This is a genomic window from Streptomyces sp. NPDC001492 (assembly GCF_053597275.1).
Genome location: NZ_JBSFHW010000034.1, coordinates 82,791 through 97,304, shown reverse-complemented (window position 1 = coordinate 97,304; position 14,514 = coordinate 82,791). Strand labels below are relative to the sequence as shown.

15 protein-coding genes are annotated in these 14,514 nt (G+C 71.8%); 3 read left to right on the top strand and 12 right to left on the bottom strand.

All coding sequences use genetic code 11. The features are described 5' to 3' along the window. Positions 1 to 193 precede the first annotated feature (193 nt). The gene (locus tag ACWC1K_RS34860) at positions 194 to 634 is read left to right on the top strand and encodes a VOC family protein (protein ID WP_450836918.1); all 441 of its coding nucleotides are present in this window, start codon (positions 194 to 196) and stop codon (positions 632 to 634) included. A gap of 336 nt (positions 635 to 970) precedes the next feature. Here ACWC1K_RS34860 and ACWC1K_RS34855 read toward each other — a convergent pair whose 3' ends face one another. After that, positions 971 to 1,123 carry a hypothetical protein gene (locus ACWC1K_RS34855; protein WP_450836917.1) on the bottom strand — a complete coding sequence of 51 codons (153 nt, stop codon included), beginning with the start codon at positions 1,121 to 1,123 and terminating at the stop codon, positions 971 to 973. A 181-nt stretch (positions 1,124 to 1,304) separates the two neighbouring features. Here ACWC1K_RS34855 and ACWC1K_RS34850 point away from each other — a divergent pair, with 181 nt between their 5' ends. Continuing rightward, a complete protein-coding gene (locus ACWC1K_RS34850) occupies positions 1,305 to 1,850 on the top strand; it encodes a GNAT family N-acetyltransferase (RefSeq protein ID WP_450836916.1) in 546 nt (181 codons plus the stop codon). A gap of 549 nt (positions 1,851 to 2,399) precedes the next feature. Here the strand turns inward: ACWC1K_RS34850 and ACWC1K_RS34845 are convergent. The 11 genes from ACWC1K_RS34845 to ACWC1K_RS34795 form a co-directional block, all read right to left on the bottom strand. Continuing rightward, positions 2,400 to 3,521, bottom strand: coding sequence for an alcohol dehydrogenase catalytic domain-containing protein (locus tag ACWC1K_RS34845; RefSeq protein ID WP_450836915.1), 1,122 nt, complete (start codon positions 3,519 to 3,521; stop codon positions 2,400 to 2,402). Positions 3,522 to 3,564: 43 nt separating this feature from the next. Beyond that, positions 3,565 to 4,578, bottom strand: coding sequence for an ROK family protein (locus ACWC1K_RS34840; protein WP_450836914.1), 1,014 nt, complete (start codon positions 4,576 to 4,578; stop codon positions 3,565 to 3,567). Next, positions 4,575 to 5,270 carry an HAD-IA family hydrolase gene (locus tag ACWC1K_RS34835; protein WP_450836913.1) on the bottom strand — a complete coding sequence of 232 codons (696 nt, stop codon included), beginning with the start codon at positions 5,268 to 5,270 and terminating at the stop codon, positions 4,575 to 4,577. Before ACWC1K_RS34835 ends, ACWC1K_RS34840 begins: the two co-directional genes overlap by 4 nt. Then, on the bottom strand, positions 5,267 to 6,124 hold the full coding sequence (locus tag ACWC1K_RS34830; RefSeq protein ID WP_450836912.1) for a TIGR03619 family F420-dependent LLM class oxidoreductase: 858 nt from the start codon (positions 6,122 to 6,124) through the stop codon (positions 5,267 to 5,269). The genes ACWC1K_RS34835 and ACWC1K_RS34830 overlap by 4 nt, the downstream gene beginning before the upstream one ends. After that, positions 6,121 to 6,984, bottom strand: coding sequence for a hypothetical protein (locus tag ACWC1K_RS34825; RefSeq protein ID WP_450836911.1), 864 nt, complete (start codon positions 6,982 to 6,984; stop codon positions 6,121 to 6,123). Before ACWC1K_RS34825 ends, ACWC1K_RS34830 begins: the two co-directional genes overlap by 4 nt. Before the next feature lie 363 nt (positions 6,985 to 7,347). Further along, on the bottom strand, positions 7,348 to 8,247 hold the full coding sequence (locus ACWC1K_RS34820; RefSeq protein WP_450836910.1) for an NADP-dependent oxidoreductase: 900 nt from the start codon (positions 8,245 to 8,247) through the stop codon (positions 7,348 to 7,350). Next, entirely contained in the window at positions 8,244 to 9,059 is an 816-nt protein-coding gene (locus tag ACWC1K_RS34815; protein WP_450836909.1) for an SDR family oxidoreductase, read from the bottom strand. The genes ACWC1K_RS34820 and ACWC1K_RS34815 overlap by 4 nt, the downstream gene beginning before the upstream one ends. Then, positions 9,052 to 10,044, bottom strand: a complete 993-nt coding sequence (locus ACWC1K_RS34810; RefSeq protein WP_450836908.1) for a zinc-dependent alcohol dehydrogenase — start codon at positions 10,042 to 10,044, stop codon at positions 9,052 to 9,054. Before ACWC1K_RS34810 ends, ACWC1K_RS34815 begins: the two co-directional genes overlap by 8 nt. Further along, positions 10,044 to 11,180, bottom strand: a complete 1,137-nt coding sequence (locus ACWC1K_RS34805) for an MFS transporter (protein WP_450836937.1) — start codon at positions 11,178 to 11,180, stop codon at positions 10,044 to 10,046. The genes ACWC1K_RS34810 and ACWC1K_RS34805 overlap by 1 nt, the downstream gene beginning before the upstream one ends. A 68-nt stretch (positions 11,181 to 11,248) precedes the next feature. Continuing rightward, on the bottom strand, positions 11,249 to 12,313 hold the full coding sequence (locus ACWC1K_RS34800) for a 3-oxoacyl-ACP synthase III family protein (RefSeq protein ID WP_450836907.1): 1,065 nt from the start codon (positions 12,311 to 12,313) through the stop codon (positions 11,249 to 11,251). Beyond that, positions 12,310 to 13,560 (bottom strand): sedoheptulose 7-phosphate cyclase, encoded by a 1,251-nt coding sequence (locus ACWC1K_RS34795; RefSeq protein ID WP_450836906.1) that lies wholly within the window; start codon positions 13,558 to 13,560, stop codon positions 12,310 to 12,312. Before ACWC1K_RS34795 ends, ACWC1K_RS34800 begins: the two co-directional genes overlap by 4 nt. A 250-nt stretch (positions 13,561 to 13,810) precedes the next feature. Between ACWC1K_RS34795 and ACWC1K_RS34790 the strand changes: the two genes are divergently transcribed. After that, positions 13,811 to 14,440: a TetR/AcrR family transcriptional regulator gene (locus ACWC1K_RS34790; protein WP_450836905.1), complete on the top strand. Its 630-nt coding sequence runs from the start codon at positions 13,811 to 13,813 to the stop codon at positions 14,438 to 14,440. The last annotated feature ends 74 nt before the right edge of the window (positions 14,441 to 14,514 follow it).

The window sequence follows — 14,514 nt, the reverse complement described above, 5'->3', positions numbered from 1 at the left end:
GTCCGTGGCGTGACACCGGCGCCGCACTCGCCCTCGGCGAGGGGGCCTGGCTCATGGGTCTGGTGTGGCGGTGCTGAGGCTCGATCCACATTCTTCGGAGTTCGGCGGTGTGCGGATGTCGAGAACGTGTCACCGGCTCCGTCCCAGGGGCATCAGCGGCCACCACCGGCCGCACGAGGAAGGAGAAGACAGCATGGCGATCCTGCGGATGGACAACGTCGGCATCGTCGTCGAGGACATGGATGCCGCCATCGCGTTCTTCGTGGAGCTCGGTATGGAACTGGAGGGCAGGGCGGAGATCCAGGGACCGTTCGCCGACCAGTGCACCGGTCTCGACGGCGTCCGCTGCGACGTCGCGATGGTCCGGACCCCGGACGGTCACAGCCGGCTCGAGCTGGCGAAGTACCACAGCCCCGCGGCGATCAGCGCCGGGCCGCGCAACCGCCCGCACAACATTGTGGGCACGCACCGCGTCATGTTCGCCGTCGACGACATCGAGGACACCGTTGCCCGCCTGCGCCCTCATGGCGCCGAACTCGTCGGCGGGATCGCCCGGTTCGAGGACAGCTATCTGCTCTGCTACGTCCGCGGCCCGGAGGGCATCATCGTCGGACTGGCCGAGCAATTGCACTGAGCAGGCCGCCCGATCAGTCACGAGCCCGCTGGTCGGACGCGTGCGGTCGTCGCTCGTCGGTGCATCCGATTCATGGAGGGGACGGAGTCGGTGAGGCTCGACCACGCAGGGTCCGGGCTGTGCGCGCACGCGGGCGATGAGGCCCTTGGTGGCCGCGGGGACAGCAATGCCTCGCCGGCCGCGACGAGATGGACGGCATCGTGCAGGTGCGCCGGCTCGACCCGTTGCCCAGGAAGCCGCTCGCGCCGGCCCGGAGCGCCTCGATGACCAGCTCGTCCTCCTCGAAGGTGGTCAGGACGAGGATCTTGACTCCGGCCAGGTCCTCGTCCTGACCGATCAGCCCGGTGGCCTCGTGCCGTCGACCTCGAGCATCCTGATGTCCATCACCACGACCTCGGCCAGCTCTGCCGCCTTCCGGCCGGTGGAGGCCTCCGCGACGACCTCCATGTCCGGTTGCGCGTCGATGAGCAGCCTGGTCCGCTCGCGCATGCCTACCAGTCCATGGCCGGTGCCCGCGCCCTTGGGCGCACGAGGACGTCCGTCGTCCGTCACCGTGACCCGGAGCGCCGGTTCGCACAGGCGTGCTTATGGATGATGCGGTAGGCGGTCGCCGTGGCCAGCACAACTCGAAAGCCCGACCTTGACTGACCCGAAAGCGAGACTTCCCGTTATGACCAGTACGAATGCCCCTGTCTTTCACCAGATCGTCCGCCCGCACGAGATCACAGCAGAACTGAAACGCGAACTGATCGACTGCTGGATCACGGTCACCAACGCCGGCGGGGCCGCCGGGTTCCCCTTTCCGCCCGTCGACACAGACCACGTCACTCCCGTCGCCGACCGGCTCATCGCCGACCTCGATCCCGATAGCAGCCGACTCCTCCTCGCCGTCATGGACGGCAGTCTCGCCGGCTGGCTGAACATCCGCCGCGACCTCAACCCGGTCGTCGCGCACTGGGGCACCATCAACCACCTCCAGAGCCACACCAATTTCCGTGGTCGCTCAATCGGCGCCTCGCTCATGAACCGCGCCCGTGAGATCGCCCGCAACGAGATGAACCTTGAGCAGCTGCACCTCGCCGCACGAGGCGGCACCGGGCTCGAAGACTTCTACGGCCGTCTCGGCTGGAAGGAGATCGGCCGATGGCCCGGCGCCCTTCGGCTCGCTCCAGATGACGACCGCGACGAGATCCTCATGATCCTGGCCCCGCTGTGATCCCTTCCCGCCTCCCCGCCGAGGGAGTATTCGGCCGCCGACGGTGTTCCGGAGCCGCCTCGGTTGCCCGCACCTGCCGGCGTCGCGAACGGAGAGCGGTCAGACGGTCGACCGGCATCGGCAGTAACGCGCCGACAAAGCTGGGATCTTGCGGGCGAGGGTCATGCCGTGGGCGAGCTGGAGGAGGGCGTCGTGCATGTCATCCGGGTGTCCCAGCGGGTCCGTGGACGGCGGGGACGGTGGAGGCGGCGACCTTGATGCCGAGGGTGCGGCCCGGCCTCTTCGGTCGGCAGGTGCGGGTGTGGCGCTGCTTGATCAGGTCGCGGTGCTGTCGCGATACGGTGCCGGGTTGGACCAGCAACCGGAGCCGACGCAGAACCTGGCGCGGCAGCGGCACCAGCAGCGGCCGGGAGGGCTCGGTCTTTCGGGGCGAACGTCACCCGGCCCTCCCCGAGTTGGTCAGGTAGGCGAGACGAAGCACCACGAGTGCTCATCCTGCCGCAGCACCGAACAGGTCCCTGAGCTGCGTGGATGACATTCTCAGCAGGCTCACGGTCGGCCGCCGTGGGGAGCGGGGCTGTTCCCCAGGTCGATGACCAGGCGGATGACGAGTTCGCCGTCGACGGTTCGGGTTCGGTCGTTGATGATCCGGTTGAGGTGGCGGACGCCGGGATCCAGGGCCATGACGTGGGTGAGGAGCGGGTCGGCCGTGCTGTCGGCGCGCAGTGCTTCGGCGGCGGCGAGGAGTTGGGGGTTGGTGACGCCTCGGTTGCCGCTGAGGGTGAGGTTCAGGCCCGGGCGGGTGAAGGTGGTGGTGGCCGGGGGCCAGGGGCCGCCGGTGCCCGCGCGGCGGACGCCGTCGAGGTCGACGCCGGGCAGGAGGGGGGTGGTGGCGCGGGGCGGGACGCCACCGAGGGGATGGACGGCCACCAGGCGCTCGCCGAGGGTGGTGAGGGCGGCTTCGACGGCGGGCACGGTCCCGCCGCGATGGGTGGTGACGAGGAGCGCGACGCGGCCGGTGACATGCCGGTCGAGGGGGTCGGTGGCGAGGACGCTCACCGTGTGAGGGAAGTGGGCCTGGGTCCATTTGAGGCCGGCCTCCGAGCGGTGGACGACGACGACACGGACCGCGGGGAAGAGGAAGCGGGGCGCGAGGAGGGCGGCGAGATTGCCGGTCAGGCCGTCGCCGTGGACGACAAGGGTGTCGGGCGCCGAGGTGGCCAGGCAGGAGAGGGCGTAGCGGACCACGGCGTACGGTTCGACGAGGGTGGCGCGGGCGGCGGGGAGGTCTTCGGGGAGGCGGGAGACCAGACCGCCGTGTACGGCCGAGGCGCCGATGAGGACGCGTTGCTGGAAGAGGCCCGGCACGTTGTGGCCGAGGAGGAACGAGGGGTCGCCGGGGTGGGTGGGGTTGACCACCACCCGGTCGCCGGGGGCGAATCCCTCGGTGCCGGGTCCGGCGGCGACGATCCGGGCGGCGCCCTCGTGTCCGACGACGGGTGAGGGGTCGTCGCGGTCACCGCGCAGGATCTGGATGTCGGTGCCGCACAGGCTCACATGCTCGGGTGCGAGCAGTAGTTCGCCCTCGCCGGGGTCCGGGGTGGGGACCTCTTCGATGCGGCAGGTGGTGCCGTGGCGGACGATCGCGCGGTGGGTGGCCGTGGCCGGCATGGGGTCCTTCCCGGGTGGTGACGGTCGATCAGGCTGGCTGGGTTCAGAGTTTGGTGACGGTCAGTGCGCCGCGGGAGAGCGCGACGGCGCCCGCCATCGGATCCACCTCGCCGGGGCGGCACAGCCGTAGACGCTGCCCGGCCCGGTCGGGGCCGGTGTCGCGGTCGGCGTAGCTGCGTATCTCGCTCACCTGGCGGAGCAGTTCGGCGCGGTAGGGGTCGCCGAGGCCTTCCGCGTAGCCGCCGCCGATGCCGATGAGGTCGATACGGGGGTCGAGGCAGCGCAGGGTGCGCACGATTTCGGCGACGGGTTCCACGACGGTGGTGAGCAGGCGGCGGGCGGCGGGATCCTCGGACCGCAGCCGGTCGGGGAGGGCGTCGCGGATGCCTTCGGGGCGTTCGATGCCGAGCGCGGCCGCGACGTGCGGCAGGGCCGGTCCGGCGGCCAGGGCGGCGACATGGCCGGTGCCGCCGCAGGGGCAGCCCAGCGCACGGACAGCGGGCGGTGCGGTGGAGACGGCCGCGAGGTGGCCGACCTCCCCCTGCAGGCCGTGGGCGTCCACGGGGACGGAGCGTTCGGTGAGGTCGGCGGTCCGCAGGGCGATCCCGCTGCTCACCGTCAGGTACACGACGCGGCGGTGATGAGGGCGGGCGAACCGCTCGACGAAGCTCGCAAGGCCGGCGGTGACGTCGTTGTACAGGTGCCAACTGACGTCCGGGCGGCGGGCGGTGAGCAGGGCGCGGAGCGGGACGGGCCGGTCCGGGCCACCACCCCACAGCGGGCCCGAACCGTGCAGCACGCCATACTCCTCGTCCATGGCCGCACCACAGGACATCGCCACCCGCGCGTCCGCCGGCACCGCGTCGGCCAGGATCTCGATCAGCTGCTCCAGGAGCGCTGCCGGATCCTCGCCGGGCCGGTTCAGGATGCTCGGCGCGGGAAGCCGTACGGTCTCCCCGGACCCGGTCCGGATCCGCAGCCAGGTCCCTCCGAGGTCGACGGCGACCTCCGTACGTACGCGGTCGTCACGGTCCTGTGTCACAGCCGGCGCGCTCACAGCCGTATCTCCTCTGCCGGTTCGGCGTCTTCCCGGGACTGCCGGAACTCCAGGCGGACACGGCCGTCCTGGATGTGGGCGGTGACGGCGGTCAGGTCGTCGACGCGGTACGCGGCCGGTTCGGTGAGGGGGGCGGCGACGGCGACGGGGGTGCCGCCGGAGCGGCGGGCCGCGAGCAGGCCGGGGGCGGAGTCCTCGAAGAGGAGGCAGTCGGCGATGTCCACGTCGAGGAGGCGGGCGGCGGCACGGAAGCCCTCGGGGTCGGGTTTGCCGGCCCGGACGTCGTCGGCGCAGACGGCGACGGCGGGCAGGGGCAGTCCGGCGGCGGTGAGACGGCGTTCGGTCATGGAGCGGGAGGCGGAGGTGACGACGGCCCAGGTGTGTGCGGGCAGGGAGGTGAGCAGTCGTCGCGCACCCGGGATCTCGGTGACGGTGTCGGCGGTGCCCTCCTCGCGCGCCCGGATCCAGGCGACCTCGGCGGTGACGTCCGGGGAGCCGGCTGCAGGGAGGAGCCCGGCGACGATGTCGTGCGCGGTGCGGCCGGGCAGCGCGGCGAGCACGGTGGCGGGGTCGAGACGGTGGCGGGCGGCGAACTCCCGCCAGACGCGGTCGATGGAGTCGGCGGAGTCGACCAGGGTGCCGTCCATGTCGAAGAGCAGAGCGCGGGCCGTCACCGCGCGGGGGGAGGTCATCCGATCTCCAGGGTGTGTGCGGCGAGCCGGATCAGTTCGAGGTCTTCCTTCCAGTGCCTGCGCAGACGCTGGTCGCCGGGGTCGGTGTCGAGGATCACGTGGTCGGCGCCGAGGTCGCGGAGGAAGGCGATGTCGGAGCGGATCTGGTCGGGTGTGCCGTAGCCGAGGGGCCGGGAGGCCGGGTCGGCCGGGGTGGCGGTGGGGAGGAAGAAGATCCTCGGGGCGAACTGCTTGCCTTCCGCGAGGGCCCCGGCCGCCCGGGCGCACAGCTGCCGGCTGGGGTGGAGCGGGTGCCAGGCGGTGCCGATGCGGTTGACGCGTTCCAGGGCGCGCGGCCCGTTGCCGCCGATCCACAGCGGCGGGTGCGGGGCCTGTACGGGCCGGGGTGCGGTGTGCACCCGGTGACCGCGGTGGGTGACGGTGTCGGAGGTCCATGCGGCGACCAGGACGTCCAGGGTCTGGTCGGTGAGGGCACCGCGCCTGCGGAAGTCCACGCCCAGGACGTCGAAGGCACGCGGCGCCCAGCCGACGCCGAGGCCGACGACGAGGCGGCCGCCGCTGAGCCGGTCGATGGTGGCGGTGGCCCGGGCGAGCGCGATCGGGTGGCGGTGGGAGGCGATGAGGACGCCCGCGCCGAGACGGACGGTCTCGGTCTGTCCGGCGAGCCAGGACAGGGTGGCGAGGCTCTCGTGGAACGGGGCGGGTGAGCGCCGGTGGGCGTCGTCGGTGAGGGCGAGGTGGTCGGAGACCAGAACGGTGTCGAAGCCCAGCCGCTCCGCCTCCCGGGTCCAGGTGAGCATGCCCTCCGGGGTCATCTGGGGGCCGAAGTTGGGCAGGTTGATGCCGAATTTCACGTGGTCACCGGCCCGGGGACGGTGAGCCCGAAGGCGGTGTGACGGGTTGCGGCGGCGGGTCGCGGTGCGGCATGGACTTCGAGCAGGTTGCCGCCGAGGCGGTCGAGCGGGCGCGGCGGTGCCTGGTCCGGGACACCGTGCTCGAACAGTTCGAGGTTGAGGGCGTCGTCGACGACGACCATGGCCATCGCGGAGATGCCCTCGACGTCGAGGTCGAACTGGCGGCGCATGAAGGCCCGGTCGGCGGCGATCTCGGTGCGCAGGACGACCCGGCCCCGGTGGTGGGTGACCAGGTGGTCGATGGCGGCGTCGAGGCTCTGGACGCTGTAGCCGGAGTGGTCCAGGCCGAGCAGGGTCGGCAGGGGCGCGTCGTCGGCCGGCCGCTGGCCGTGGTGCAGGCGTTCGGCGGTGATGTCGACGTATCCGGGAGTGTCGGGCCACTGCTGCAGTTCGAAGAGGGTGCCCCAGGGGGAGCGGAAGTAGATCCAGCGGTTCCCGCGGATCGGGCCCTCGGGGATGGTGACGATGTCGCCGAGGACGTCCACCCCGGGCAGCCCTTGCAGATGGGCGACGGCTGCCTCGATGTCGCCGACGCGCAGGCAGAGGTGGTTGGTGCCGATGTCGACCAGGCGGGGCGGCGTGTCGGGGGTGCGGGACGCGGTGGGAACGAATCGCACCTCGATGCCGGGTGAGAACGAGACGACGCCGGCCCCGCCGTCCCTGTCCACGGCCGAGGGCCCGGCCAGTCCCGCGAGGAAGGCCGTGGCCTCCTCGACGCCGGGCACCGCCACCGTGATCCGGTGGGCCGGCGGGCGGGTGTCCGGGGCGGGGGTCAGGGAGGTGTCCGGGGCCGTGGTCATGCGAGGGATCCCTTCTGGGTGCGGGCCGCATTGACGGCCCGGGTGGGGTGGGGGCTGGTGGCCGGGGGCGAGTGCCTGCTGGGCGAGGCCGGCGAAGTGGGCTGCGGTTCGGCAGCGCCCTGATGGGACGCGGGGCTCGGCCGATATGCGGCTCCGCCGCGATGGGCGTCTCCTGCTCGAGCGAAGCCGAGAGCTTGGGGAGCGACCGGCCGCGAGGGCACCGCGGACGAATGACGGCACCTCGCAACCCGTGGCTGAGCCGCACATCGGCACGGACAGCCGAGCGCTCGGCTGTCCGTGGCCGGGGCCGGACTGTGCGCGGCCCGGTGGCCGGGCTCGTGTCCGGCATCGGCTGCGGCCGGGTCACGGCAGGAGCAGGACCTTTCCGCGCAGGCCTCTCCCGCCGAAGTCCTGGTGGGCGCGGGCGGCGTCGGCGAGCGGGTAGCGACGGCCCACCGGCACCGTGAGGCGGCCGGCGGTGATCCGGTCGCTCAGGGTCTGGAGCTGGTCGCCGTTCTCGTCGACGTAGCTCTTGCCCGGGGTGATGCCGCGCTCGGGCGCGGGCTGGGGGTTGTCGTCGATGGCGACGAACTGGCCGCCGTCGGCGACCGCGCGGATCGCGGCGGCCATGCCCGCGGTGTCGACGACGGCCGTGTGGGTGGCGTCGGGGAGATCCTCGGGCCGCGTGTGGACGGTGCCGACGCCGAGGGCCCGCAGGGGTTCGGTGTCGCCGCTCCGGGCCAGGGCGTCGACCGGATGCCCGTCGGCGAGCAACAGCTGGACGGCTATCCGGCCGACCGCGCCGGCGGCGCCGGTGACGAGCACGGGTGCGCCGGGCGGCAGCGTGAGCTTGGCGAGGGTCTGGACTGCGGTGAGTCCGGCGAGCGGGAGCGCGGCTGCCTCCTCGAGCGGCACCGCGGCCGGGGCACGGGCGAAGAGGCGTGCGTCGGCGACGACCTGCTCGGCATAGGTGCCGTAGCGGTGGACCGGCTGGGCGATCATGCCGATGACCTGCTCGCCCACGGTGAACCGGGTGACCTCGCCGCCGGTCTCGGTGACGACGCCGGAGACGTCCCAGCCGGGGACGGCCGGGTAGGTCAGGTTCATGGTGAGGAAGCCGGAGCGGGTCTTGAGGTCGACCGGGTTCACGGCCGCCGCGGTGACGGTGACGCGGATGTCCTGCGGTCCGACGGGCAGGTCGGGCACCTCGCCGAGGGCCAGGACGTCCGGGTCGCCGGTGTGGTGGAAGGTGACGGCTTTCATGCCGGTGGGTTCTCCCTCGGGGCAACGGTGGTGAAGGCGTGGCGGGCGTTGGCCTCCGCCGCGGTCAGGGCGAGTCCGCCGTCGGCGAGGACCGAGGCGCCGGTGAGGTAGCCGGAGCCGGGCCCGGCGAGAAAGGCGATCAGCGAGGCGATCTCCTCGGCTCCGGCCGGACGTCCGAGCGGAATGTCGGGGCGGGAGATCTCCCGGTAGGCGTCCTCGTCGTGCACGCCGTTCATGGCCGTCGCGGTCTCACCGGGGGCAACGGAGTTGACCCTGATGCCGAACCGGCCGAACTCCAGGGCGAGCACCTTGGTGATCATGCCCAGGGCGGCCTTGCTGGCGCAGTAGAGCGCGCCGCCGGTGATGGGCACGGTCTCGTGGACGGAGGTGACATTGACGATGCTGCCCCGGACGCCGTCGCGGATCATGTGGTGGCCCACCGCGGAGGCGAGCGTCATGGGCGCCAGGGTGTTGATCGCGAACACCTCGTCGGCCCGCTTCGGTTCGAGGGCGTCGGCGGCGGTGCGGTCGTTGATGCCGGCGTTGTTGACCAGGCAGTCGATACGCCCGGCCCGCTCGACGGCGGCCATGCAGCTGTCGACGGCGGCCTCCGGGTCGCGCAGATCGGCCCGCACCGGCACGCACTCGGCGCCGGTGGTGCTCTGGAGTTCCCCGGCGACCTGGCGGATCCGGTCCTCGCCGGTGGCGTAGCCGAGCAGCAGCCGGTGGCCGGGGCGGGCCAGGGCCCGGGCGGTGGCCCGGCCGATGCCGCTGCTGGCGCCGGTGATCAGTGTGGTGTGGAGGTCAGACAAGGCTCAGCACCACCTTGGGCCGCGTCCGGCCGTGCTGGAGCACCTCGAAGGCGCGGGCGACCTCGGCGAGCGGTACCACCTGGTCCACGAGTCCGGCGCCGACTTCGTCGACGAGTGCGACGGCGCGGGCGTAGTGGTCGACGCCGTGCCGGACTCCGGCGATGCGGAGGCCGTCGAGAGTGATCCGCCCGGCGTTGACGGTCTCCGCCTGTGCGGCGACGCCGACCAGCAGACACAGGCCGCCGGGGCGCAGGCGGTCCAGCGCGGCCGTGAGGGTGCCGGGGGCGCCGGAGCACTCCAGGACGAGGTCGTAACCGGTGGGGGCGTCGTCGGTGCGGGTGACCCGGTTGCGGTAGCTGCCGGCCGGGAGGTGGCCGACGGTGCCCGGTTCGGCGATGTCGACGGTCACCGGGTAGCGGGCGAGTACGGCGGTGGCGAGGCTGCCCATGGTGCCCGCGCCGACGACCAGGATCCGGTCACCGGGCCGGGGGGCGGCCGCGCGGACGGCCTCCAGGACCGTGACGAGGGGTTCGACCAGGACGTGTTCCGGGCGCGGGTGCTGCGTGCCCGGGCCGAAGGGGACCAGGGCGTGGCGGGGCATCACCAGGTACTCGGCGGCGGCGCCGGTCCAGCCGTACAGGCCGACCTCGCGCAGCTCGGTGCAGAGGTTGCGGTGGCCGGAGGCGCAGGAACGGCACGACTGGCAGGGGATCATGGTGGAGCCGGTGACCACCTCGCCGTGGCGCAGTCCGGTGACGCCGGGGCCGAACTCCTCGACGGTGCCGACCCATTCATGGCCGAACCGGTGCGGGAAGACGGCCCGCCCGTCGGCGAGGTAGGGGGAGGTGCCGTGGAGCAGTTCCAGGTCACTGCCGCAGAGGCCGACGTAGGCGATCCTGACCAGGACCTCGCCGGGGCCGGCGGCCGGGCGGGCGGTCTCCACCAGGGTCGCGGTGTGCGGTTTGTCGATGACGGCGGCCCGCATCAACGGCCCTCACCTGCCGTCCGGCTGCGGCGAGTGCCCAGGGCGAGGGCGAGGACGGCTGCCAGGGCCAGGGCGGCGCCGACCGCGGGCAGCGAGGCCAGCGATGCGCCGAGGGAGAGGGTGGCCGAGCCGATCCAGGCGCCGGCGGCGTTGGCGAGCTGGAAGCCCGCGATGTTGACCGTGGCCGCGAGGTTGGGGGCCTCACTGGCCGCGGTGATCAGCTTGGAAGCCAGCGGCGGGATGATCGAGAAGCCCGCGGCGCCGAGGACGAAGAGCCAGGGCGCGGTGAACCAGGTGCTCGAACCGAAGAGCGCGAGCAGGCCGAGTGCGACGGTGAGCGCGCCGAGCGCGACGAGCAGCGTGCGGTCGATGGAGCGGTCGGCGAAGTGTCCGCCGAGCTGGTTCCCCGCCACGGAGCCGATACCGAAGACGAAGAGGAGGAGGGTGACGTGGCCGGCCGAGAAGCCGGCGTAGTCGCGCAGGTAGGGCGCGATGTAGGTGAAGACGACGAACAGGGCGGCCTGGCTGAGCGCGGTCAGGGTGAGCGCCGCCCACACCGAGGGGCGGGTGAAGACGGTGAGTTCGGCGGAGATCGACCCGGCCGGACGGGCCGGGGCGCGCCGGGTGGCGGCCACAAGTCCCACGGTGACCAGGGTCTGGAAGACCGCGACCACGAGGAAGGAGGTCCGCCAGCCGAACTCGCCGCCGATCAGCGTGCCGAGCGGTACGCCGAGCACGGTGGCCAGGTTCAGGCCGAGTGAGACCCGGGCGATCACCCGGCCCTGGAACTCCGGCGGCACCAGCGAGGTGGCCAGGACCAGGCAGAGGGCGAAGAAGGTGGCGTGTGGCAGCGCGGTGACGATCCGGAAGACGACCAGGAGCGCGAAGCTGTGGGCCAGCGCCGTGCCGAGGGTGCCGATGACGAAGACCGCCATGGAGCCGATGATCAGCGCGGTGCGTGGCACCCGGGTGGTGACGATGGTGAGCAGCGGACCTCCGATCATCACGGTGACCGCGTAGACGGTCACCAGGAGGCCGGCGGTGGCGTCGGACACCTTGACGTCGCCCGCGATGTCCGGCAGGACGCCGGCCACGAGGTACTCGACGGTGCCGACGCCGAAGACGGCGAGCAGCATCCAGAACACGGCGGCGCCTGCGCCCGGCCTTGATACGGGTGTCGCGGTCTCGGTCCTGGTGGTGGCGGTCAACGGACGCCCCCCTTCGTCTCGTTCGTGTCGGTGGTGTGTGCGGGCGCGCCGGTGTACTCGACGACCGCGCAGCCCCAGGTGAATCCGACGCCTATGCCGGTGAGCAGCAGCCGGTCGCCCGGGGTGAGGGCGCCGGAGCGGTGCAGCAGGTCGAGGCCGACGACGGGGTCGGCGGCGCCGGTGTGCCCGATCTCCCAGCCGCGTTCGGCGAGCGTCTGGGCTGCGTCGATCTTCAGCGGGCCGAAGCACTGCTTGCGCAGCAGGGTCCGGCCGAAGTTGGGCACCAGCCAGTGGGCGATGTCGGAGTGTGCGGTGCCGGCGTCGGCGAGCGCGGTCTCGGCGCAGCGCGACAGTGCGGCGGTGTTCCGGGTCCAGAACTCCTCGGTACCGCGGATCTCGGCGAACGCCGCGACCCGCCGGCGCAGGTCGATGGGGGCGTCGGAGCCGTAGTACGGCATCGCCAGCGAATCGTTGCCGCGGTGCATCCTCTCGAGCAGCGGGTCGCTGACCACGGAGGTGGACAGGACCCGGAAGGGGCCGCCGTGGTGGCCGAGGACCATGGCGCCCGCGCCGTCGCCGTAGACCAGTCCGCTGTCGGAGGACCAGCGGTCGAAGAGCGGCAACTGCCAGGCGTCGGAGGCGGTCACCATGCCCTTGCCGGAGCCCGCACACCAGCGGCCGACGAGTTCCATGCCGACGACGGCGCCCGCGCACGCGGTGCGTATCTCGATCGGGATGCATTCCTCTATGGCGAGCTCGCTCTGCAGATAGGCACCGCAGTTCCAGCCCTCCAGGCCGTTGTGCAGGACCACCGCGTGGACCAGGACATCGATGTCAGCGGGGTCGGTCCCGGCGTCCGCGAGCGCGGCGCGTCCGGCGGCCACCGCCATCTCGGGGGCAGTCTCGCCGCGTTCGGGCCGGGCCACGGCGGCCGACACCTGTCCGGTCTTGCTGTGTTCGACCTGGTTGTAGCGGCCGATGGTCACCATCTCGGCGGCGAACTCACGCTCTTCGGGCAGATAGGAGCCGAAGCCCTCGATGTAGAGGCTGTCCCACTTCACGCTGCCTCACCGGCCCTTACCAGTCCGGCGGCCGGTCCGAAGTCCTGCCCGGTCCGGCGTCGTGCGTCGTCGAGTTCCTTGAGCGCGGTGTCCAGTTCCTCGGGGGTGACGTCGTTGACGAAGCGGTGGTGGCCGATGCCGACCGGCAGCGGCAGCCGCTGCTGTCCGTCGCGGTGGCGCACTGTGTCGGCGAGTGCGCCGTCCAGGATTCCCGGGCGGGCCAGGACCTCGGTCCACAGCGGCAGTCGCAGCCGGTCCATCAGCGCCAGTACGCGCTGGGCCTGGTGTTCGGTGACGTCGCCGCGCATTCGTCCCAAGACGGTGGTGAGCGCCATGTCGATGGCGACCGCCTCACCGTGCAGCAGCTCCGGCAGCGCCTCCATCTCGATGGTGGGGCTGAAGGTGTGCCCGTAGTCGACGCACCGTTCCAGGCACTGTTCCCACAGATTGGGCTGGAGTTCCTCCAGCATCAGGTGGATGGCCTCGGAGACGATCCGGCGGGCCGCTGACTCCAGCGCGGGAGTGCTCCCCTGGAAGCGGTCCTCGATCAGCAGCGGGCCGAAGTCCTCGAGAAGAGCGAAGAGTCCCGCCGACTTGATCAGCGCCATCTTCAGGATCTCCGCCAGCCCGTTGGAGAGGTGGCGCGCGTCGAGCGTGTTCAGGAAGGAACGGTCCACGAAGGTGGCCACGGCGGGCGCGTAGGTGCCGAGCCGGTTCTTGCCCTGCCCGTAGTTGACCCCGGTCTTCACGCCGACCCCGGCGTCGACCAGGCCCACGAGCGTGGTGGGTATGCGCACGTATGGGGTGCCGCGCCGGTACAGGCTGGCGGCGAGTCCGACGACGTCGAGGAGGACGCCGCCGCCGATGGCGATCACCGGTTCGCGCCTGCGGTCGATGCCGAAGTCGTTCATCGCGTCGACCACATCCGTCACCAGGTCCCACCGCTTGACGCTTTCGTCCGCGCGCAAGGGGAGGAGGGTGACCGCGATGTCATGGTGGTCGAAGTAGCGGGTGATGCGGTCCCCGTGCAGTTTCTGCACGGTGGAGTCGATCACGACGAGACGGCGGTCCCCGGGCCGCAGCGAGGCGTCCGCGCAGCCCGATAACAGCTGGGTGCTGTCGGGCTCGAACAGACCGGACGCCTCGACGACGTGGTACCGGACCTGTTTGACGGCCTCGACTGTCCAGGAGGGGGAGGCGGAGTGACGGCGGGTCAGACCATCGGTGAATGACGCACTGTTGTGCATATGGAGTCCTCGCAGTGTGCAGACATGATGCTTCGTGGCCGACGACCGCGCTGTCGCCGCGCCATGCTGCGCATGAAGGTGCGGGGAGGAACCACGCCTGTTGGGCGTAGCGGTTCCCCTCACCGGCCTGGCGACAGTATCATTCATTTAGCAATCGCTACATGAATATTGGATCACACCGGCGTGAAGCCATGCCCCGGCCCGCGCCCCCGACAGAGCACGCTCACCGACGACGACGTGGGAGCACCTGATGGCAGGCGTACGCGGCCAGGGCCGTAAGTTCGATCTCGAAGATGTTCTGGAGAAGGCCATGCTCGCCTTCTGGCGGCACGGTTACGACGGCGCCTCGGTTGCCACCCTCACCCGGGAGATGGGGATCAACCCGCCCAGTCTCTACGCGGCCTTCGGCAGCAAGGAGGGACTCTTCTTCGCCGCCGTCGAGTACTACAACAACGGCAGAGGCAGCTTCATGCAGCGCGCCTTCGACGAGGAGGACCGTTCCCCCGCCCTGATCCATCGTCTGCTGTACGAGGCGGCCGACACCTATACTCACATCGACGGTCCCGGCGGCTGCCTGATCATCGGCTCCGCCACCCGGGTCTCCGACGCCGGCCAGCAGGTCGCCGACCACCTCCGCGATCTGCGCAACGCCAACATCGACCGTCTGGAGGCCCACCTCAGAGCCGACATCGACGCGGGCACCCTCCCGGCAGGCACCGACGCACGTGCGGTCGCCGAGTTCACCGGGGTGATCGTTCAGGGCATGTCACACCGGGCCCGGGACGGCGCGACGACCGAGGCACTACGGGCGGTCGCGGGGACGGCGTGGGAGTCGGTCCGCGTCCTGCTGGGCGAGACGCGAGGCGATGCCTCCCCTTGATGCCAGTCCCTATCGGGGACTGCGGCGCGGGGCAGCTGGACTCCTGCCGGGGTTTCCGAACGGGAAGGTGCTTC